We start from the raw sequence: 17,408 nt of genomic DNA, 5'->3' as shown, positions 1-17,408 counted from the left end.
CATTTGTCCAGAGTCTAATGACAATGGACAACTGACAATCTTACACCCCAAATGACTTACCGCAACCGCAGGTTTGATTGGCGTTGGGGTTAGTGAATTGAAAACCGCCGCCAATCATGGCATCACTATAATCAAGCATTAAACCATAGAGGTATAATAGACTTTTGCGATCGCTGACAATCTTAAAGCCTTCATAATCAAAAATTTCATCCTGATGAGTGATCTTACCAAGGTCTTCAAAGTCCATCATGTAAGACATCCCAGAGCAGCCACCTTGTCGGACTCCTACCCGTAAGCAGAAATCTGAGCCTTGCTTGTCCCGCAGGAATTTTACATGGCGTAATGCGGCTTCACTCAAGAGGATTCCCCTCTGTTGAGACTGAGTTGCTTGTGTCATCTGCTTTTTCAACTCCTTAAGTGGTCTAACTATTACCCTGTATAGGCTGGTTACTGCCCTTGGGTAGCCGTTCAGTTTTTGTATTCATTCTAGCGACATTAATGACCTTAGTTGGTAAATTGTCAACACTCTGTCAAAAGCAGCTACAGATTTTTATTCTAGAATTAAGAGATTCGGTGTGTTTAGAGATTCGGTATTTTGACATACTCCCTGATCTGAAAGTTCAGGGATTCTGGATTCAAACAGCAATAGCAGGCATAGCCCGTCTTACATCACCTAGCCCGACAGACAATGCCCTGCCTGTTGCCACTATTTTACCAAAAAGCCGTCCTAGAAGGACGGGGCTTTAGACCCAGTTTTTTTGGTAAGAGTTAAAGTTTTGTGGCAGCCTGAGTCGGAAAGACTCTTGGTGTGCAGCGAGGAAATTGTCAGCCCAGGCTCGCCATTCCTAAAAGTTTACGAACGTATTGCTTCTACTGATCAACTTACTCTATGACAAGTTTTAATCGCTCTACCAGTCGTCGATTGAAGAAATTAACTCAAATTCCTTCTGTATGGGAGGGCGATCGCCGTCCATTATCAGGATCACCAACCCAGCCACAAGACTCAGAAGGCAAGGGAGAATGTATTCTTTGGGTGGATGGTTCCCAAGGTATTGTTCGCTCAATGGATGTAGTCGCACCAGAAACGGGGACAGAAGCAATTGTTCGCACGTTAATGCGGGCAATGGAGCATCCCCATAGTCCCGCTAAACCTGCTCGACCGCAAAAAATTGTGGTGCGAGACCGCGAAATTCAATTTTACCTGCGCGGGGTGCTGCAAGACTTGGACATTACTATCGACTATGTACCAGAATTACCTTTGATTGATGAACTGTTTCGCTCTTTTGCGGAAGTCATCGATAGCCAAACGCCTGATTTACCCCCACAGTATGCCCAAGCCTTAACAGATAAGGCCTTTGCCATTTGGGAAACAGCACCTTGGGAATTTTTGGAAGAACAGCAAATCTTGTCTATCGAAATTAATAACTGGGATGTTGGTACACTGTATGCCTCGGTGATGGGAATGCTGGGGATGGAATATGGAATTTTGTTGTATCGTTCCGAAGATTCTCTCAAGCGGTTTCGTGCAGCAGTTTTAGTGGATGATGAATCACAAGGGCATTTAGAAGAAGCTTTTCTCAAACAAGATTGTCTGTTTCTTACTTTTGAGCGTACTGAGGAAATTGATGAAGATGAGGAGGATGAAAGTGATTTAGCTGATCTGCCATTATCAGAAATTGAGCCTACCTTTGGTAATATCCACCCCCTAGAAGGACTGCGGTCTGTTTTATATGAGGAAGAAGCACTGGTAGTTTTTGTTGCCATAGAGAGCCTGAATCGCTTTATCCGCGATTACCAGCGTCAACTTTATGGAGAGACTTTCCCCAGCCTCAATCATCGCTATCGCATTGCACTCCCGAACTCAGATGAAGCCACTAAATCTTTGTCTGTTACTGTTGCTACCATGCCGGAGTTAGCAGCAGAATTAGAGGAAATGGCAGGCTTTGATGAAGATGAAGAGATGACGGAAGACTCAGAAGATTCTGTTTTCCAGTCATTGCGAGATGATTTAATCCCAGAAGATTCTTTTCTCAGCTTGGGTGTGGTGTCTTGGGAGATGTTGGAACATCTCCGCCAAGGAGTCGCATATCACGCAGTGGGTGACATCAAGCCAGTGGGTGATGGGTTGCCTGTAATTTTAATTCAAACTTCCCGTCCCAAGGCTAAAACTGTCATTGAAAATCTGGAGGCTGCTGGCGGACTCAAAGCAATTTGCTTTAATCCCGGTGCTGACCCATTTGATGGTAATCGTTATGACTTAGGTTTGTTACAAACGCAAAATAGCGAATTATTCCTATTTGGTGAGTTTTTAGATGACGACCCTATCCATGTAGAAGCCCGTAAAAAATGGAATCAGCGTTGTAAAAATACTAAGGGCTACTGTGGTTTGATTATTGCCAAAGGACTCACAGGATCAGCCCGTGGTAATCCCCAATTGCGAGATATGATGGCTCTGTTTGAGGCGCGATCGCTTTCACCTAAAGATTTAGGTCTTGGTACTCTCCAACTCATGCCTCAAGTTTAAATCAGCATCACCAATCCACCCACAATGACCACAAACAAATTTCGGCGTTGCATAATTGCGGGATGAAATAGTTAAATTCAACCCAGCGTCACTGATTGATTTAGCTAGATGTCAATTTCTGACAAACCTTCTAGTAGTCTGTCAATTTTGTTTTGAGGGATTTTTGGTAGTGTGAGCGTCTCGCTCACGCGGGCAAGATGCCCGCACTACAGTCCATCATTTTTATCTTGACAGAGTACTAGCAACGCTGAACTTTTTTGACTTTTGGCGAATTACATCCGAACTTTGTTTGGATAGCTTCACCATGCGCGGGTGTCGGTGAGTTAGAAATCCCAGAACTAGGGCGTTAGGTGTTTCGCTTGATTTTCTACATGATGTGAAAAACCATTGACATACTCCCTGAACTTTCTCTTCAGGGATTCTGGATTCAAACTGCAACAGCAGGCATAGCCCGTCTTACATCACTGAGCAACGAGTGCCACTATTGTACCAAAAGCCGTCCTTGTGGACTTGGATCTAGACCGAAATTTTCGGTAACCAAAGGCGGGCGTCTCAGCCATATAACAAGATTTGATAATTTCTTTTAGTCCCGTTACTTTTAACTCTTGACTTTTAACTTTTGTTAATGTCAGTGATCGCCAGTAGGTGGGCGTTTATCACAATATCTTCTAGCTACAGATAGCTTGGATAAATCCGTTTGTACTTGATGCAATTTTTATGAAGTATTTATGTTATTCTGTGGTTTCGTTATTTTCTAGGTAAATTCAGAAAGGATAAACCACTACAAAACCCAAAAACTATCTCTGCCAAGGTTAGACTAGCAAAAATCCAGTCAAGTTATTTAAAGTACGTATCGGCTCTTGGTAATTATTGGATGTTAATATGCTGTTATTAGCATATCTAATTCATAAAAATTTTATGTTCATCCAGTTTTCTGGGTATTTTTTTATAAAAACTTATAAATTATGTGAGATGGTCTGTGAATAAAGATTATTTAAAGATTGACAATCATCTCTATAATTAACACAATCAAAGAGTTTGAACGTGTACAATATTTTTTATCCCGCTGGTGTAAAATAAATAATGCCAATAAATTAAGTGGTTTTATCAAATAATTGCTAAGGGAGGTAAAAAATGATAAATGAGCGTGGGATAAAATTGTTAGTCCAGCCAGATACTAGAAAGTACAAGCAGAAAATCCAGGTTATGAATATGTTCAAGAAACTAAATACCAGTTGAGTTCAAAACAGGTGATTTTGTCCAAGTAAAGAGACACTATAGCCTCAGAATTTAGATCAGAGAATATTTACAGACAGTTAGTTCCCCAGCATCAAGAACAACTGAACTAATCCTGCTGGGGTAAGTGAAGTAGCTTGGGAAGAAAGAACTTTGACGACAGTAATCACCATTTAGATATACCACCGCCAAGGTCCCATAAGTCAGGGTGTCCGAATGATAATGGTTCTCAACGTGAATTTTCAGGTGTGATTGCAAATTCTATATTTAGAGGTGTATCCTTACCTTGGGCTAATACACAGAAAATTCTTCGCTCAAAGAAAAATCTCTAGGCCTTGATGCATCTAAATGGAAGGAAATTAAATTCATTCCAGGAGACAATTTCATTTTAAGATGTGATTTATCCTGTCATTGAGGTTATTTCCTTGCATAAAGAGTGTCCGATATCCCCAATATCACAGTACTAACAAATTAGTCAAACTTTTTAGAGTCTACTGTACAATGAACCACCCTTGAGCCAAAGACAATTTTTAGGATTAATGCAATTACTTGTTTAATGGCACTAACTTTGAGAATATTATTTTCTTCATCTTATTAGTTAGATGTCTTCGGTGATGTTAAAATACAGCAAATAACAGGATAATGACAAATAAAAAATGGGCGGTAAAACGTATAACTGTCAACCTCGCAGCGCAGGAAGCAGAAAAACTTGAAAAATATTGTCAACAGACAGGTAGACCTGCGACCGATATAATTCGAGAACTAATTAGAGGTTTACCCATCGCTGAAGATGTCAAGGAAACAAGCAGTTAGAACCCAGCAAATAAACAAATATTCAATTCACTGTTGGCTGTTGACAGTTAGCACTTAACAGTGAAGAAAGACCACTGGTTGCTTTAATTTTTTGATGTTCCCTTCGCAACTGTGGACTTTTGATTGTTGAGTCCTGTGCCAATTCCGACACCAACCCAGTTACAATTTGTAAAGAAACTGAAAAGGAACGAGGGAATGCGTGTCGCCATCGTAGGTGCGGGACTGGCTGGGCTAGCAACCGCTGTAGATTTAGCAGATGCTGGCTGTGAAGTAGAAATTTTTGAATCTCGTCCGTTTGTGGGTGGTAAAGTCGCCAGCTGGGTTGATGGCGATGGTAACCATGTGGAAATGGGACTACATGTGTTTTTTGGCTGCTATTACCAACTGTTCGAGTTAATGAAGAAAGTTGGGGCTTTAGACAATTTACGTCTCAAAGAACATACCCACACCTTTGTCAACATTGGTGGAAAGATAGGTGCTTTAGATTTTCGCTTCTTTACAGGTGCGCCATTTAATGGGTTAAAAGCATTTTTTACCACTTCCCAACTTTCGACGCTGGATAAATTACAAAATGCGATCGCCTTGGGAACTAGCCCGATAGTTCGTGGGTTGGTAGACTTTGAAGGGGCAATGAAAACCATCCGCAATTTAGATAAAATCAGCTTTGCTGACTGGTTTACTCGTCATGGCGGAAGTGTTGGTAGCATCAAACGCATGTGGAATCCCATCGCCTACGCCCTGGGATTTATTGATTGCGAAAATATTTCTGCCCGTTGCATGTTGACAATTTTCCAGTTTTTTGCAGTCAGAACCGAAGCCTCAATACTGCGGATGCTGGAAGGTTCTCCCCATGAGTACCTGCACAAGCCCATCTTGGAATACCTGGAAGCCAGAGGCACCAAAGTTTATACTCGTCGCCAGGTGCGGGAAATTCAGTTTACAGAATCAGGGGCACAAACCGAAGTTACTGGCATTTTAGTTGCCCAAGGAGATGCTGTAGAAACCATTACTGCAGACGCCTACGTCTTCGCCTGTGATGTCCCAGGAATCCAGCGCATTTTACCCCAAGAGTGGCGCAAATGGTCAGAATTTGACAACATTTACAAACTCGATGCCGTGCCGGTCGCCACAGTCCAGCTGCGGTTTGATGGTTGGGTGACAGAATTAGAAGATGGGGAGAAACGAAAACAGCTAAATCAGGCAGTGGGACTGGATAATTTGCTATATACTGCTGATGCTGATTTTTCTTGTTTTGCTGATTTGGCGTTGACTAGCCCTGCTGATTATTATCGCCCAGGGCAAGGGTCATTATTGCAGCTGGTGCTAACACCAGGAGATCCGTTTATTAAACAAACTAATGAAGCGATCGCCCAGCATGTTCTCCAGCAAGTGCATGAACTGTTCCCCTCGTCAAGAGAATTAAATATGACTTGGTACAGTGTGGTGAAACTGGCTCAGTCCCTTTATCGGGAAGCACCGGGAATGGATGTTTACCGTCCCAACCAAAAGACGCCTGTGCCTAACTTCTTTTTGGCGGGTAGTTATACTCAGCAGGATTATATCGACAGTATGGAGGGAGCGACCATTTCTGGACGGCGTGCGGCTAAAGTAATTTTGGAAAGTGTGAAGAAATAGGGGCTGGGGACTGGGGGCTGGGGAGTGGGGAATGGGGAATGGGGAATGGGGAATGGGGAATGGAAACAATACCCAATGACCAATGGACATCTGGGAAAATGAGGTAAGGGCGCAAGGCCTAGTACTCTGTCAAGATAAAAATGATGGACTGTAGTGCGGGCATCTTGCCCGCATGAGCGAGACGCTCACACTACCAAAAATCCCTCAAAACAAAATTGACAGACTACTAGGTCCCCTACCAAGACTTTCGGGAAAAGCATAATTAATTTCCCCAGATGACCAACGACCAATTACTAATGACCAATTACTAATAAAATCTCATGGCTGACTGGCTAGAGCATAGTGTGCAGGTTGAAGTTGAGGCTCCAATAGATTTAGTCTGGAGTTTGTGGGCTGATTTAGAGCAAATGCCTCGGTGGATGAAGTGGATTGATTCGGTGAAGATTTCGCCAGATGATCCAGAGATATCTCTTTGGAAGCTGAGTACAGGCGGACTGGATTTTAGTTGGAAATCCCGGATTCTCAAAGTCATTCCTAATCAGATTATCCAGTGGGAATCGATTGATGGGTTGCCAAATCAGGGAGCGATTCGCTTTTACGATCGCCAAAGTACTAGTATTGTCAAACTGACAGTTTCCTATGCTATCCCTGGTATTATTGGCAAAATTATGGATAACTTGTTTTTGGGACGGGCGGTGGAATCGACAATTCAAGCTGATTTGGAGCGATTTAGAGAATATGCTCTCAATATTCAAAAGTGAATCTATGGCAAAAGTATTACAAAAACCGAAACTGCAATATCAGCATCAGCTATCCACCAAAACGAAACCCAACATTTGGCGGTTTTCATTCCTCAACCCAACCTACGTATATCAAGGTTTTTGGCTCTAACTGAAGCGTAAGTAGGTCGGCGCAAATAAACGGTACTGGCTTTGGTCGTCATTTGTCATTTGTCATTTGTCATTTGTCATTGGTAAGCATTTGGGAGATATTTACATGTAGTAATATAGTTTTGTTTTTTCGTGCCGACTTACTTATTTGGTTAAAATAAGCTTATGTTTTTGGATTGCGTCTGCGAAATGTTGATATTTTAAAGGAACAAAAATCTATGAATATTCAGCTTGTTGAATCTTTAGCTAATGCCATTAAAGCTTTGTCTGTTGAGGAACAAGAGTTATTAAACCAAAAATTAAAACATAAATCTAATTGGCAAAATTTACGAGCTAGAATTTTAGCTAATACTCAAGCTATCCAGCAACGGCGTAGTGGTCAACCTTTGCAACCAGATATTGACCAAATTATTCAGCAAATGCGAGAAGAACGGGAGCAACAATTGTTAGCAGATGGATTTGATAGTGAAGAACAATCATGACCCGACAAATTATTTGTGTGGATGCTAATTTCGTAGTTAAGTTAATCAACAATCCCTCAGAAACATCACCATATTTGAAATTGTGGGATAACTGGGAGCAAAACCAAACCCAGATTATTGCTCCCACCTTGTTATGTTACGAAGTTACAAATGTATTTCATCGAATGCAATTATCCAAGCAATTATTGAATACAGAAGCGCAGGAATCTCTCAACAATGCTCTAAAATTACCCATTCAATTTTACAGCGATCAGCAACTTCATCAACAAGCTTGGAATATTGCCCAACAATTTAACATCCCTGCTACGTATGATGCTCATTATTTAGCATTATCTCAGCAATTTATGGCAGATTTTTACACAGGTGATAAACGCCTGTTTAATGCGGTTAATTTTTCCTTACCTTGGATTCATTTAGTTGAATAATTAATGATCAAGGCTATATCCTTGGGATTAAATTTTATTGTCAATGCGTAAGTCCTAGAATTGCAGAAATTATCCCAACTACCAGCTATCCATTGGCAGCGAAACAGTCCGATTAGCCCCAACTAGGAGCAATATTAATTATGGCGCCTGATCCAAGATATTTAAGTGATCCTACGCTACTACACAAACATAGACGCGGAGCGGCTTAAGGCAGGGTAGTCCACCGACCTGGACTAACACAAAATCACTGCGTAGGTTTTGGAAAAAGGCGATCGCCTACCAATGGAAGATAACAAAAGGTGATGCCTTCATTCGCCCAATACTTTTCAAACATCCTCCGAGGAAGAGATAAATTTTCCGCCTGTATCAAGTTAAAATAAACTTATGTTTATAGATTCAACTATGAAACCAACTACAATTTATTTACCCGAAGAAACTGAAGCTCACCTGCAACAGTTAGCAATTGAAATTGGGCGATCGCCTGCTGAACTCATTCACGAGGCTATCTCAAATTACTTGGCTTTACAATCTCGAAAATTACCTAAATCTGTGGGTATGGGATCTAGTAAAATTTCAGATTTGGCTGCGAGAAGTGAGTCACTTCTGTGGAAAGAAGAGTAATAGCCGATACCAGCGGTATCATTGCTTTTTTAAACCGAGACGATCAATATCATGGTGCTGCTGTTGAAATTGTCAGAAATCATAATATTCTGATTCCAGTTACTGTCCTACCTGAAGTTGATTATCTAGCTACGAAATATCTGGGCGAAAGAGTTGCAAGAGCATTTCTAGAAGACCTTGCTGAAGGAAACTTTACTTATTTGTCTGTAGATATAGAAGACTTGGCTCAGGCAAATTTGGTTATGGCGCGTTACAAAGATTTACCATTAGGCTTAGTAGATGCCAGCTTAGTTGTTCTAGCCGAACGTTATCATATTCAACAAATTCTCACCTTAGATCGAAGACATTTTGGCTTGATTAAAACTGAGAGAATTAAATATTTAGAACTTTTACCCTAAATTTTGCGGAATTTTTAACTGTCCATCTGGGGTCACTTGAACTATTAAAGTTTTACTCATCTTTACTATAGGCTAGAACTATGCGCTATGTTACGAGTGTTGAGCGAATTGGGATTGAACAAGGGATTCAACAAGGATTAATTAAGGGGATATCCTTGGGATTAAAACTCAAATTCTGCGAATCGGGTCAAAGTTTGTTACCGGAAATTGAATCGATTGGGGATGTTAATTTGTTGTCAGCAATTTTAGAGGCGATAGAAACTGCGAATACGACCGAAGAGTTGCGACAAATTTATCAGTCAGCAAATGAGTAAACGAGTAAGTTGATATTATGCTTAGGCGATACTCGCGTTAGTATCGCCTAACAAAATTGGTAAGGGTTTGGGGCATATTTACGTTTCAGTTTTGATATGTATCCTAGCTATTTTTTTCGCCCGTTCAGGTAACCAGCATGAGTAAACAATATAAAATTTATCTTGATGCTTGTTGTTTTAATCGTCCGTTTGATGACCAGACGCAATCTCGTATTTATTTAGAAGCACAGGCAGTTATGACGATTCTGAATCAATGTCAATCAGCGACTTGGAAACTTATCAACAGCAGTGCTTTAATTGCGGAATTAAACCAAACACCTGATTTAGAGAGACTACAAAATGTCAAAAAATTACTCGACATTGCTAAAATAAAAGTTATTAGTAGTGTGTTTATTGAAAACAGAGCAGCCCAACTTCAACTCTTAGGATTTTCCAGCTATGATGCTACCCACATTACCAGCGCCGAGAGAAGTCAGGCTGATGTATTTCTCACAACAGATGACAGACTCTTCAAAAAAGCTCAAAGAAATTCTCAATTAATTAACGTATTGATCAATAATCCTGTTCAATGGCTGGCTGAAGTAATACAAGCTGAGGAAAGCAATGATGAAAACCCAAAATGAAATTATTAAACAGGGCTACGATGCCTTGATCAATTCTCTGGGAGTTGCCGATACTATTCGGTTTATTCAATATTTCAGTTCCGGTAAAGGAGACTATACCAAAGAACGTCATCAATGGCTAAATGAAAAAACTTTGGCGGATGTGTTGGAGGAAATGAAACAATTACCCCAAGACGACACCAATCAATATGACGAAATTATTGAGTAGGTTTTACTCATCTTTACTATCGCGATCTGACTACTATTTTATTTTTGAAATTCACAACGAAAATTGTCGTAGGGAACATCCAAAATCTTTTCTTCTAATGACAATTTTATTCGTGCCGTGCCCCTACACTGTATACCATTGGAGTCTAACTGAACTGTATCGCCTAAGAGGATGTTTGAAAAGTTAATGATAGTGAATAACAATCATGACCCGATAAATTATTTGTATTGAGTGCTTATTTGCTGGGATAATAAACCAGGAAATCAGGAGCAGAAAAATCTACTTTCATGACCAATCCTCAAACAGAATTTGATTCACCTTGGAAAGACATTTTACAACTGTATTTTGAAGAATTCATGTTATTCTTTTTCCCGGAAGCACATGCAGAAATTGACTGGAGCCGACCACCGGAGTTTTTAGATAAGGAGTTACAGCAAGTCATTCGCGATGCGGAACTGGGAAAGCGAGTGGTTGATAAATTGGTGAAAATCTATCGCCGTTCTGGTGAAGAATCTTGGATTTTGGTGCATGTAGAGGTGCAAGCCCAGGAAGAATCTAATTTCCCTCGGCGGATGTATAATTGTCACTACCGGATATTTGATATATACAATCGCTCGGTAGTGTCGATAGCAGTGTTAGGAGATGAGGCAATTAACTGGCGACCAAATCGGTTTAGTTATGATTTGTTTGGTTGTCGGCTGGATTTTCAGTTTCCGATTGTGAAGTTGTTAGACTATCAGCAAAGACAATCGCAATTGCTGGCAAGTCGTAACCCATTTGCTACAGTAGTAATGGCACATTTGGCAGCATTAGCAACGCGGAATAATCGCCTAGAACGTAAGCAGCAAAAGTTGGCTTTGGTGAGAAGGTTGTATGAGCAAGGGCTGGAGAGAGAAAATATTATTAACTTATTCCAATTTATTGATTGGATGTTGACGTTACCATCGGAGTTAGAGAAGGATTTTTGGCAAGATTTTCGTGAATATGAAGAGGCTAGAACTATGCGCTATGTTACCAGTGTTGAGCGGATTGGGATTGAACAAGGGATTCAACAAGGGATTCAACAAGGGATTCAACAAAGTCAAAATCAGCTACGACAAGGATTAATTAAGGGGATATCCTTGGGATTAAAACTCAAATTTGGTGAATCGGGTCAAAGTTTGTTACCGGAAATTGAATCGATTGGAGATGTTAATTTGTTGTCAGCAATTTTAGAGGCGATAGAAACTGCGAATACGACCGAAGAGTTGCGACAAATTTATCAGTCAGCAAATGAGTAAACGAGTAAGTTGAGATTATGCAATGGCGATACTCGCGTTAGTATCGCCTAACAAACTTGGTAAGGGTTTGGGGCATATTAGAGAAAATATTATTAACTTATTCCAATTTATTGATTGGATGTTGACGTTACCATCGGAATTAGAGAAGGATTTTTGGCAAGAATTTCGTGAATATGAGGAGGCTAGAACTATGCGCTATGTTACGAGTGTTGAGCGGATTGGGATTGAACAAGGGATTCAACAAGGATTAATTAAGGGGATATCCTTGGGATTAAAACTCAAATTTGGCGAATCGGGTCAAAGTTTGTTACCAGAAATTGAATCGATTGGGGATGTTAATTTGTTGTCAGCAATTTTAGAGGCGATAGAAACTGCGAATACGACCGAAGAGTTGCGACAAATTTATCAGTCAGCAAATGAGTAAACGAGTAACTTGAGATTATGCTTAGGCGATACTAAGGTGAGTATCGCCTAAGAGGACTTTTCAAACATCCTCTAAGCCTGGCAATAAGCCATCTGTGGCTTAAGTTGACACCACTGGGCAAGGCAGTGCCCCTACTGCGTGGTCTATTTATTCCTTGATAGTAAAAGCGATCGCTCTGACCCAGAGATAAATTGAGCGCCTGTTTCAAGTTAAAATCAACTTAGTTTCTAGACAATGACCAAGTAATTGCCCATATTGTCCCAGAATCTTGTCCAGTAACCAAATTCCTGTGATCAACTATGAACCTGACAACCACCGAATATAAATATGTAGAAATAAATGATCACCAAGTGCCGATCATTGCGGGAACTACAATGAAAGTCATTGAATTAGTTACAGGTTATCTGGCTCACGGTTGGAGTCCTGAAGAACTTCACTTTCAACACCCCTACTTAACCATGAGCCAAATTCATTCAGCCTTAGCTTATTACTGGGATCATCAAGAAGAATTAGATACGGATATAGAACAGCGAGAAAAATATGCTGAACAATTAAGACAGCAAGCTGGGGAATCTGCTGTCGCTAAAAAACTTCGCGCTCAGGGTTTAATCTAGTGACTATTGCTTTATACATGGATGAGCATGTACGTAGAGCAATTACAATTGGATTGCGTCTGCGAAATGTTGATATTTTAACTGTGCAAGAAGATGGACGTGCTGGGACACCAGATCCAATTTTACTTGACCGAGCAACAGAACTTGGGCGCGTCATTTTTTCACAAGACCAGGATTTTTTAATTGAAGCTAATCGCCGTCAAGCTGAAGGAATTGCTTTTTTAGGTGTTATTTATGCTTCTCAATTATCTGTCTCTATTGGTGATTGTATCAGGGAATTAGAAATAATTGCTAAAGCAAGCGAACAGGAAGATTTAGCGAATTTAGTTTTATATTTGCCTTTGTAATTGTATTGGTTTATGGCTAGGATGAAATTAGCTGCGTCCCTTGAAGATGATTGTCAAAAATAACACTTAATTAGAAGCGATATAGCGCAATACGGTTCAGTTAAGGAAAATTGTAGGTTGGGTTGAGGCTTTGCGTACTCCTTCGGAGAACCCGCAGGGTAACCCAACAAACCCGCCAAATGTTGGGTTAGCCTTCGGCAAGCCCCTTCGGGTCTACGTTCCTCAACCCAACCTACATGGGTCAAGGTTTTTGGCTCTAACTGAACCGTATTGAATGATAGTGAATAACAATCATGACCCGATAAATTATTTGTATTGAGTGTTTGTTTCCTGGGATAATAAATCAGAAAATCAGGAGCAGAAAAATCTACTTTCATGACCAACCCTCAAACAGAATTTGATTCACCTTGGAAAGACATTTTACAACTGTATTTTGAAGAATTCATGTTATTCTTTTTCCCGGAAGCACATGCAGAAATTGACTGGAGCCGACCACCGGAGTTTTTAGATAAGGAGTTACAGCAAGTCATTCGCGATGCGGAACTGGGAAAGCGAGTGGTTGATAAGTTGGTGAAAATCTATCGCCGTTCTGGTGAAGAATCTTGGATTTTGGTGCATATAGAGGTGCAAGCCCAGGAAGAATCTAATTTCCCTCGGCGGATGTATAATTGTCACTACCGGATATTTGATATATACAATCGCTCGGTAGTGTCGATAGCAGTGTTAGGAGATGAGGCAATTAACTGGCGACCAAATCGGTTTAGTTATGATTTGTTTGGTTGTCGGCTGGATTTTCAGTTTCCGATAGTGAAGTTGTTAGACTATCAGCAAAGACAATCGCAATTGCTGGCAAGTCGTAACCCATTTGCTACAGTAGTAATGGCACATTTGGCAGCATTAGCAACGCGGAATAATCGCCTAGAACGTAAGCAGCAAAAGTTGGCTTTGGTGAGAAGGTTGTATGAGCAAGGGCTGGAGAGAGAAAATATTATTAACTTATTCCAATTTATTGATTGGATGTTGACGTTACCATCGGAGTTAGAGAAGGATTTTTGGCAAGAATTTCGTGAATATGAGGAGGCTAGAACTATGCGCTATGTTACCAGTGTTGAGCGGATTGGGATTGAACAAGGGATTGAACAAGGGATTCAACAAAGTCAAAATCAGCTACGACAAGGATTAATTAAGGGTATATCCTTGGGATTAAAACTCAAATTTGGTGAATCGGGTCAAAGTTTGTTACCGGAAATTGAATCGATTGGGGATGTTAATTTGTTGTCAGCAATTTTAGAGGCGATAGAAACTGCGAATACGACCGAAGAGTTGCGACAAATTTATCAGTCAGCAAATGAGTAAACTGCGTAGGTTTTGGAAAAAGGCGATGCCAGAAGTGGGCTACGCCATCGCCTACCAATGGAAGATAACAAAAGGCGATGCCAGAAGCGGGCTACGCCATCGCTACGCCTTGAAGGCGATCATTTTACGCCTATTTCAACTTAGAGCAATTTTAATGCAATAAGCACATATCCTCTCCTGGGCACGGCAATGCCGTGCCCCTACCACGTGGTCTATTTACAAGAAGATACTGTAAAATAAACTTAGTTTCTAGATTTAACAATAACCAAAATCCTCAATTAATTGAGCTCCCCATGAAAGAATTAATGAAACAGCCTTCATCTTGGCTACAAAATGGAATAAAACTTAATCTTTCTGATCAGTTTCGTCCTTTTTCTTTTACTGAAGAATTACAAATTCGTTTAGAGGAACTATTAGAAAAAAATCAAGAAAATTTACTCAATCCAGATGAACAAGCAGAATTAGCTGGGTTATTGGAATTAGATAAAATCTTCAGTTTTATCAATGCTAAACTTGCTTCTTAATTGTGGTTATCAACAATTTTGTTCGCTTAAACGTCCGTAAAAGGGCAAAATACTTGTGTGAATATTGTCACTCGCCAGAACGCTCAAATGCAACACCCTTTACCATTGATCACATTATTCCTCAATCTTTAGGAGGAACAGACGATCTCAATAATTTGGCTTTAGCTTGTCATCGTTGTAATCAAAGACGGTATAATTTTACAAATGGGATTGATCCAGAAACACAAACAGAAGTTCCATTATTTAATCCGAGAAATCAAAATTGGTCAGAGCATTTTATCTGGACAAAAAATGGGTTAAACATCATTGGAACAACTCCTATAGGTCGTGCAACTTGCAGTCGTTTTGATTTTAATGATCAAGACCATGATGATGGATTTATTCTAAATTCCCGTCAACTTTGGTTAACAGCAGGTTGGCATCCACCTATTGATGATATACGTCAATAGTAATGGCACATTTGGCAGCATTAGCAACGCGGAATAATCGCCTAGAACGTAAGCAGCAAAAGTTGGTTTTGGTGAGAAGGTTGTATGAGCAAGGGCTGGAGAGAGAAAATATTATTAACTTATTCCAATTTATTGATTGGATGTTGACGTTACCATCGGAGTTAGAGAAGGATTTTTGGCAAGAATTTCGTGAATATGAAGAGGCTAGAACTATGCGCTATGTTACCAGTGTTGAGCGGATTGGGATTGAACAAGGGATTCAACAAGGATTAATTAAGGGGATATCCTTGGGATTAAAACTCAAATTTGGCGAATCGGGTCAAAGTTTGTTACCGGAAATTGAATCGATTGGGGATGTTAATTTGTTGTCAGCAATTTTAGAGGCGATAGAAACTGCGAATACGACCGAAGAGTTGCGACAAATTTATCAGTCAGCAAATGAGTAAACTGCGTAGGTTTTGGAAAAAGGCGATGCCAGAAGTGGGCTACGCCATCGCCTACCAATGGAAGATAACAAAAGGCGATGCCATTCGCGGGCTACGCCATCGCTACGCCTTCAAGGCGATCATTTTACGCCTATTTCAACTTACAGCAATTTTAATGCAATAAGCACATATCCTCTCCTGGGCACGGCAATGCCGTGCCCCTACCACGTGGTCTATTTACCAGAAGATGCTCTAAAATAAACTTAGTTTATTGACTTAGTTTATTTAAGTTCATGGAAAGTGTAAATATCCATCAAGCTAAAACCAATCTCTCGCGGCTGTTGTCGCGTGTAGAAATGGGAGAAGAAATCATTATTTCTAATCGCGGCGTTCCGATTGCAAAGTTAGTACCGTTTCGTCCTGGTGGTAATCGACGCCATAGTTTAGGGCAGGATCGAGGACGTTTTGTAGTACCAGAAGATTTTAATGCCCCCTTACCAGAAGAGATTTTGGCAGCATTTGAGGGTGGTGATTAATGCGTTCCAGGTTCCCAGAACTGGAGCGACGGACTAGGCCAAATACTTGGTAGCCTTTGGCTAGGAGGAGTTAGGCTAGATAAGAGCCATCTTGGCCAGTTAATCCGGTGATTAGGGCTTTTTTAGTCATTTGCTTATGTCTGAAATAATTTGGATTTTATCTACCAACCACTGATTCTTAAAACTCTATGCCTGAATAACTGATAGGCGTAACCGGAAGAGTGAGCAATTGGCATTGTTAATAAGGCGACTCCGCAGAAAAACCAGCGACTCAGAAATGAGGGAATTTTATCTTCATCGCCTCGCCAAATTTCTTCCCTAAAGGTTTTACGGAACTTCCAGGTGATTCGCCAGCTTTCCACAAATGGTAATAAGAGACCCAACAAAACTAATGTTTTAATGGGTAGTCCTAGACTAGGAAATAACAAATCAAGAAGCAACATTAAAATTGTCAGAGATATTACGAGAAATGGTATTATACCTCTAATCTGCGACTTAATTGAGTGCTTAGTAGTTGTTCTGTAGCGACTACCACCGTATTTGAAATATTGAATCCACAAAGATTGCCAAGTCTTTCTGGGATAGTACCAAACATGAATTTTGGAACTAATATAAATTGGTTGATAATTTTGATTAACTAATTTTTGCTTTAATTCGTCATCTTGATTAATATTTATTGCATTTTCTAATGTATATTCTTTCAATTTTAAGTTCAATTCAGCATCTTCATTGGGAGTTGCTTCAATAGAATAACCAGATACTGCTAGTAAAGCCTTTTTCCAAAAACACCCTAAATAAACAGTTTCAGCATAACCGTCATAATTTGGATCTCTATATTTTGCGCCACCACTACCTAAAATGCTCTTGGAACTTAAAGCTATTCCTGCTTGAAATGGCGTTTTGGCTGCAAAACGTTGCGCTCCGCCAACATTAAGAGCATTGGATTCTAGTAATGCTTCTACACATCTTTCTATATAGTCAGGCGCGTAATCTGAGTGAGCATCGGCTCGGAGAAAAATTTCTCCTTTACATTCTTGTAGAATTAAATTAAGACCAGCAGATTGAATTTTTAACGGGTTGTGTATGAGTTTGATTCGGGAATCTTCTGTAGATAATCTTTTTACTATATCTTGAGTATTATCCGTACTCCCGCCATCAGCGACTATGATTTCAATTAAATTCTGATATCCTGTTGCCAATAAATCTTTGATTACTCGTTCTATGTTAGTTGATTCGTTGTATGTGGGAATGGCGATAGAAGTTGTAGGTAAATTATTCATAATA

At 40.2% G+C, this 17,408-nt stretch carries 24 protein-coding genes and 1 pseudogene; 22 read left to right on the top strand and 3 right to left on the bottom strand.

Features of this window, described 5'->3' with window-relative positions; all coding sequences use genetic code 11:
• Nucleotides 1–40: 40 nt before the first annotated feature.
• Complete coding sequence (locus HEQ19_01120; GenBank protein WYL98331.1) at nucleotides 41–397, bottom strand: iron-sulfur cluster assembly accessory protein; 357 nt, start codon at nucleotides 395–397, stop codon at nucleotides 41–43.
• 492 nt (nucleotides 398–889) lie between these two features.
• On the opposite strand from HEQ19_01120, the gene HEQ19_01115 reads away from it, so the two are divergent.
• The 22 genes from HEQ19_01115 to HEQ19_01010 all read left to right on the top strand — a co-directional run bounded on the left by HEQ19_01115 (nucleotide 890) and on the right by HEQ19_01010 (nucleotide 16,124).
• Complete coding sequence (locus tag HEQ19_01115) at nucleotides 890–2,524, top strand: hypothetical protein (protein WYL98330.1); 1,635 nt, start codon at nucleotides 890–892, stop codon at nucleotides 2,522–2,524.
• A gap of 1,878 nt (nucleotides 2,525–4,402) precedes the next feature.
• Nucleotides 4,403–4,573: a ribbon-helix-helix protein, CopG family gene (locus HEQ19_01110; GenBank protein WYL98329.1), complete on the top strand. Its 171-nt coding sequence runs from the start codon at nucleotides 4,403–4,405 to the stop codon at nucleotides 4,571–4,573.
• 195 nt (nucleotides 4,574–4,768) lie between these two features.
• On the top strand, nucleotides 4,769–6,208 hold the full coding sequence (gene zds / locus HEQ19_01105) for a 9,9'-di-cis-zeta-carotene desaturase (GenBank protein WYL98328.1): 1,440 nt from the start codon (nucleotides 4,769–4,771) through the stop codon (nucleotides 6,206–6,208).
• Nucleotides 6,209–6,528: 320 nt separating this feature from the next.
• Nucleotides 6,529–6,969, top strand: a complete 441-nt coding sequence (locus HEQ19_01100) for an SRPBCC family protein (GenBank protein ID WYL98327.1) — start codon at nucleotides 6,529–6,531, stop codon at nucleotides 6,967–6,969.
• Nucleotides 6,970–7,316: 347 nt separating this feature from the next.
• Entirely contained in the window at nucleotides 7,317–7,580 is a 264-nt protein-coding gene (locus tag HEQ19_01095; protein WYL98326.1) for a hypothetical protein, read from the top strand.
• Entirely contained in the window at nucleotides 7,577–8,005 is a 429-nt protein-coding gene (locus HEQ19_01090) for a type II toxin-antitoxin system VapC family toxin (protein WYL98325.1), read from the top strand. The genes HEQ19_01095 and HEQ19_01090 overlap by 4 nt, the downstream gene beginning before the upstream one ends.
• 402 nt (nucleotides 8,006–8,407) lie before the next feature.
• Nucleotides 8,408–8,626 (top strand): CopG family transcriptional regulator, encoded by a 219-nt coding sequence (locus tag HEQ19_01085; protein ID WYL98324.1) that lies wholly within the window; start codon nucleotides 8,408–8,410, stop codon nucleotides 8,624–8,626.
• Nucleotides 8,611–9,024 (top strand): PIN domain-containing protein, encoded by a 414-nt coding sequence (locus tag HEQ19_01080; protein WYL98323.1) that lies wholly within the window; start codon nucleotides 8,611–8,613, stop codon nucleotides 9,022–9,024. Before HEQ19_01085 ends, HEQ19_01080 begins: the two co-directional genes overlap by 16 nt.
• An 80-nt stretch (nucleotides 9,025–9,104) precedes the next feature.
• Nucleotides 9,105–9,338 (top strand): hypothetical protein, encoded by a 234-nt coding sequence (locus HEQ19_01075; protein ID WYL98322.1) that lies wholly within the window; start codon nucleotides 9,105–9,107, stop codon nucleotides 9,336–9,338.
• Nucleotides 9,339–9,475: 137 nt separating this feature from the next.
• Complete coding sequence (locus HEQ19_01070) at nucleotides 9,476–9,961, top strand: PIN domain-containing protein (GenBank protein ID WYL98321.1); 486 nt, start codon at nucleotides 9,476–9,478, stop codon at nucleotides 9,959–9,961.
• Nucleotides 9,945–10,169, top strand: coding sequence for a hypothetical protein (locus tag HEQ19_01065; protein WYM03188.1), 225 nt, complete (start codon nucleotides 9,945–9,947; stop codon nucleotides 10,167–10,169). Before HEQ19_01070 ends, HEQ19_01065 begins: the two co-directional genes overlap by 17 nt.
• 287 nt (nucleotides 10,170–10,456) lie before the next feature.
• Nucleotides 10,457–11,449: a cytosolic protein gene (locus HEQ19_01060; protein WYL98320.1), complete on the top strand. Its 993-nt coding sequence runs from the start codon at nucleotides 10,457–10,459 to the stop codon at nucleotides 11,447–11,449.
• A 22-nt stretch (nucleotides 11,450–11,471) separates the two neighbouring features.
• On the top strand, nucleotides 11,472–11,873 hold the full coding sequence (locus HEQ19_01055; protein WYM03187.2) for a hypothetical protein: 402 nt from the start codon (nucleotides 11,472–11,474) through the stop codon (nucleotides 11,871–11,873).
• A gap of 299 nt (nucleotides 11,874–12,172) precedes the next feature.
• Nucleotides 12,173–12,487, top strand: coding sequence for a DUF433 domain-containing protein (locus tag HEQ19_01050; protein ID WYL98319.1), 315 nt, complete (start codon nucleotides 12,173–12,175; stop codon nucleotides 12,485–12,487).
• A complete protein-coding gene (locus HEQ19_01045) occupies nucleotides 12,487–12,834 on the top strand; it encodes a DUF5615 family PIN-like protein (GenBank protein ID WYL98318.1) in 348 nt (115 codons plus the stop codon). Before HEQ19_01050 ends, HEQ19_01045 begins: the two co-directional genes overlap by 1 nt.
• Nucleotides 12,835–13,209: 375 nt before the next feature.
• The gene (locus HEQ19_01040) at nucleotides 13,210–14,190 is read left to right on the top strand and encodes a cytosolic protein (GenBank protein ID WYL98317.1); all 981 of its coding nucleotides are present in this window, start codon (nucleotides 13,210–13,212) and stop codon (nucleotides 14,188–14,190) included.
• On the top strand, nucleotides 14,183–14,353 hold the full coding sequence (locus HEQ19_01035) for a hypothetical protein (protein WYL98316.1): 171 nt from the start codon (nucleotides 14,183–14,185) through the stop codon (nucleotides 14,351–14,353). Before HEQ19_01040 ends, HEQ19_01035 begins: the two co-directional genes overlap by 8 nt.
• A 142-nt stretch (nucleotides 14,354–14,495) precedes the next feature.
• Entirely contained in the window at nucleotides 14,496–14,714 is a 219-nt protein-coding gene (locus tag HEQ19_01030) for a hypothetical protein (GenBank protein ID WYM03186.2), read from the top strand.
• A 2-nt stretch (nucleotides 14,715–14,716) separates the two neighbouring features.
• Nucleotides 14,717–15,163 (top strand): HNH endonuclease, encoded by a 447-nt coding sequence (locus HEQ19_01025; protein WYL98315.1) that lies wholly within the window; start codon nucleotides 14,717–14,719, stop codon nucleotides 15,161–15,163.
• Between the two features lie 2 nt (nucleotides 15,164–15,165).
• Nucleotides 15,166–15,609 carry a hypothetical protein gene (locus HEQ19_01020; GenBank protein ID WYM03185.2) on the top strand — a complete coding sequence of 148 codons (444 nt, stop codon included), beginning with the start codon at nucleotides 15,166–15,168 and terminating at the stop codon, nucleotides 15,607–15,609.
• Nucleotides 15,602–15,772, top strand: a complete 171-nt coding sequence (locus HEQ19_01015; GenBank protein ID WYL98314.1) for a hypothetical protein — start codon at nucleotides 15,602–15,604, stop codon at nucleotides 15,770–15,772. Before HEQ19_01020 ends, HEQ19_01015 begins: the two co-directional genes overlap by 8 nt.
• Nucleotides 15,773–15,881: 109 nt before the next feature.
• Nucleotides 15,882–16,124, top strand: coding sequence for a type II toxin-antitoxin system Phd/YefM family antitoxin (locus HEQ19_01010; GenBank protein ID WYL98313.1), 243 nt, complete (start codon nucleotides 15,882–15,884; stop codon nucleotides 16,122–16,124).
• On the opposite strand, the pseudogene HEQ19_01005 reads toward HEQ19_01010, so the two are convergent.
• Together HEQ19_01005 and HEQ19_01000 are read right to left on the bottom strand one after the other, a co-directional pair.
• A pseudogene (locus HEQ19_01005) lies at nucleotides 16,078–16,254 on the bottom strand (GDP-mannose 4,6-dehydratase). The gene HEQ19_01010 and the pseudogene HEQ19_01005 overlap by 47 nt on opposite strands.
• 31 nt (nucleotides 16,255–16,285) lie before the next feature.
• Nucleotides 16,286–17,404, bottom strand: a complete 1,119-nt coding sequence (locus HEQ19_01000; GenBank protein ID WYL98312.1) for a glycosyltransferase family 2 protein — start codon at nucleotides 17,402–17,404, stop codon at nucleotides 16,286–16,288.
• Nucleotides 17,405–17,408 lie beyond the last annotated feature (4 nt).

This window comes from Gloeotrichia echinulata CP02, assembly GCA_038087035.1.
Taxonomy (GTDB): Bacteria; Cyanobacteriota; Cyanobacteriia; order Cyanobacteriales; family Nostocaceae; genus Gloeotrichia; species Gloeotrichia echinulata.
The sequence above is the reverse complement of the archived record's forward strand: the minus strand, read 5'-3'. Positions and strand labels throughout refer to the sequence as shown.

Bases quoted from the DNA above. Each gene is read 5' to 3' on its own strand.
- HEQ19_01120 (WYL98331.1), bottom strand. From the start codon at position 397: ATGACACAAGCAACTCAGTCTCAACAGAGGGGAATCCTCTTGAGTGAA.
- HEQ19_01115 (WYL98330.1), top strand. From the start codon at position 890: ATGACAAGTTTTAATCGCTCTACCAGTCGTCGATTGAAGAAATTAACT.
- HEQ19_01110 (WYL98329.1), top strand. From the start codon at position 4,403: ATGACAAATAAAAAATGGGCGGTAAAACGTATAACTGTCAACCTCGCA.
- zds (WYL98328.1), top strand. From the start codon at position 4,769: ATGCGTGTCGCCATCGTAGGTGCGGGACTGGCTGGGCTAGCAACCGCT.
- HEQ19_01100 (WYL98327.1), top strand. From the start codon at position 6,529: ATGGCTGACTGGCTAGAGCATAGTGTGCAGGTTGAAGTTGAGGCTCCA.
- HEQ19_01095 (WYL98326.1), top strand. From the start codon at position 7,317: ATGAATATTCAGCTTGTTGAATCTTTAGCTAATGCCATTAAAGCTTTG.
- HEQ19_01090 (WYL98325.1), top strand. From the start codon at position 7,577: ATGACCCGACAAATTATTTGTGTGGATGCTAATTTCGTAGTTAAGTTA.
- HEQ19_01085 (WYL98324.1), top strand. From the start codon at position 8,408: ATGAAACCAACTACAATTTATTTACCCGAAGAAACTGAAGCTCACCTG.
- HEQ19_01075 (WYL98322.1), top strand. From the start codon at position 9,105: ATGCGCTATGTTACGAGTGTTGAGCGAATTGGGATTGAACAAGGGATT.
- HEQ19_01070 (WYL98321.1), top strand. From the start codon at position 9,476: ATGAGTAAACAATATAAAATTTATCTTGATGCTTGTTGTTTTAATCGT.
- HEQ19_01065 (WYM03188.1), top strand. From the start codon at position 9,945: ATGAAAACCCAAAATGAAATTATTAAACAGGGCTACGATGCCTTGATC.
- HEQ19_01060 (WYL98320.1), top strand. From the start codon at position 10,457: ATGACCAATCCTCAAACAGAATTTGATTCACCTTGGAAAGACATTTTA.
- HEQ19_01055 (WYM03187.2), top strand. From the start codon at position 11,472: ATGGCGATACTCGCGTTAGTATCGCCTAACAAACTTGGTAAGGGTTTG.
- HEQ19_01050 (WYL98319.1), top strand. From the start codon at position 12,173: ATGAACCTGACAACCACCGAATATAAATATGTAGAAATAAATGATCAC.
- HEQ19_01040 (WYL98317.1), top strand. From the start codon at position 13,210: ATGACCAACCCTCAAACAGAATTTGATTCACCTTGGAAAGACATTTTA.
- HEQ19_01035 (WYL98316.1), top strand. From the start codon at position 14,183: ATGAGTAAACTGCGTAGGTTTTGGAAAAAGGCGATGCCAGAAGTGGGC.
- HEQ19_01030 (WYM03186.2), top strand. From the start codon at position 14,496: ATGAAACAGCCTTCATCTTGGCTACAAAATGGAATAAAACTTAATCTT.
- HEQ19_01020 (WYM03185.2), top strand. From the start codon at position 15,166: ATGGCACATTTGGCAGCATTAGCAACGCGGAATAATCGCCTAGAACGT.
- HEQ19_01015 (WYL98314.1), top strand. From the start codon at position 15,602: ATGAGTAAACTGCGTAGGTTTTGGAAAAAGGCGATGCCAGAAGTGGGC.
- HEQ19_01010 (WYL98313.1), top strand. From the start codon at position 15,882: ATGGAAAGTGTAAATATCCATCAAGCTAAAACCAATCTCTCGCGGCTG.
- HEQ19_01000 (WYL98312.1), bottom strand. From the start codon at position 17,404: ATGAATAATTTACCTACAACTTCTATCGCCATTCCCACATACAACGAA.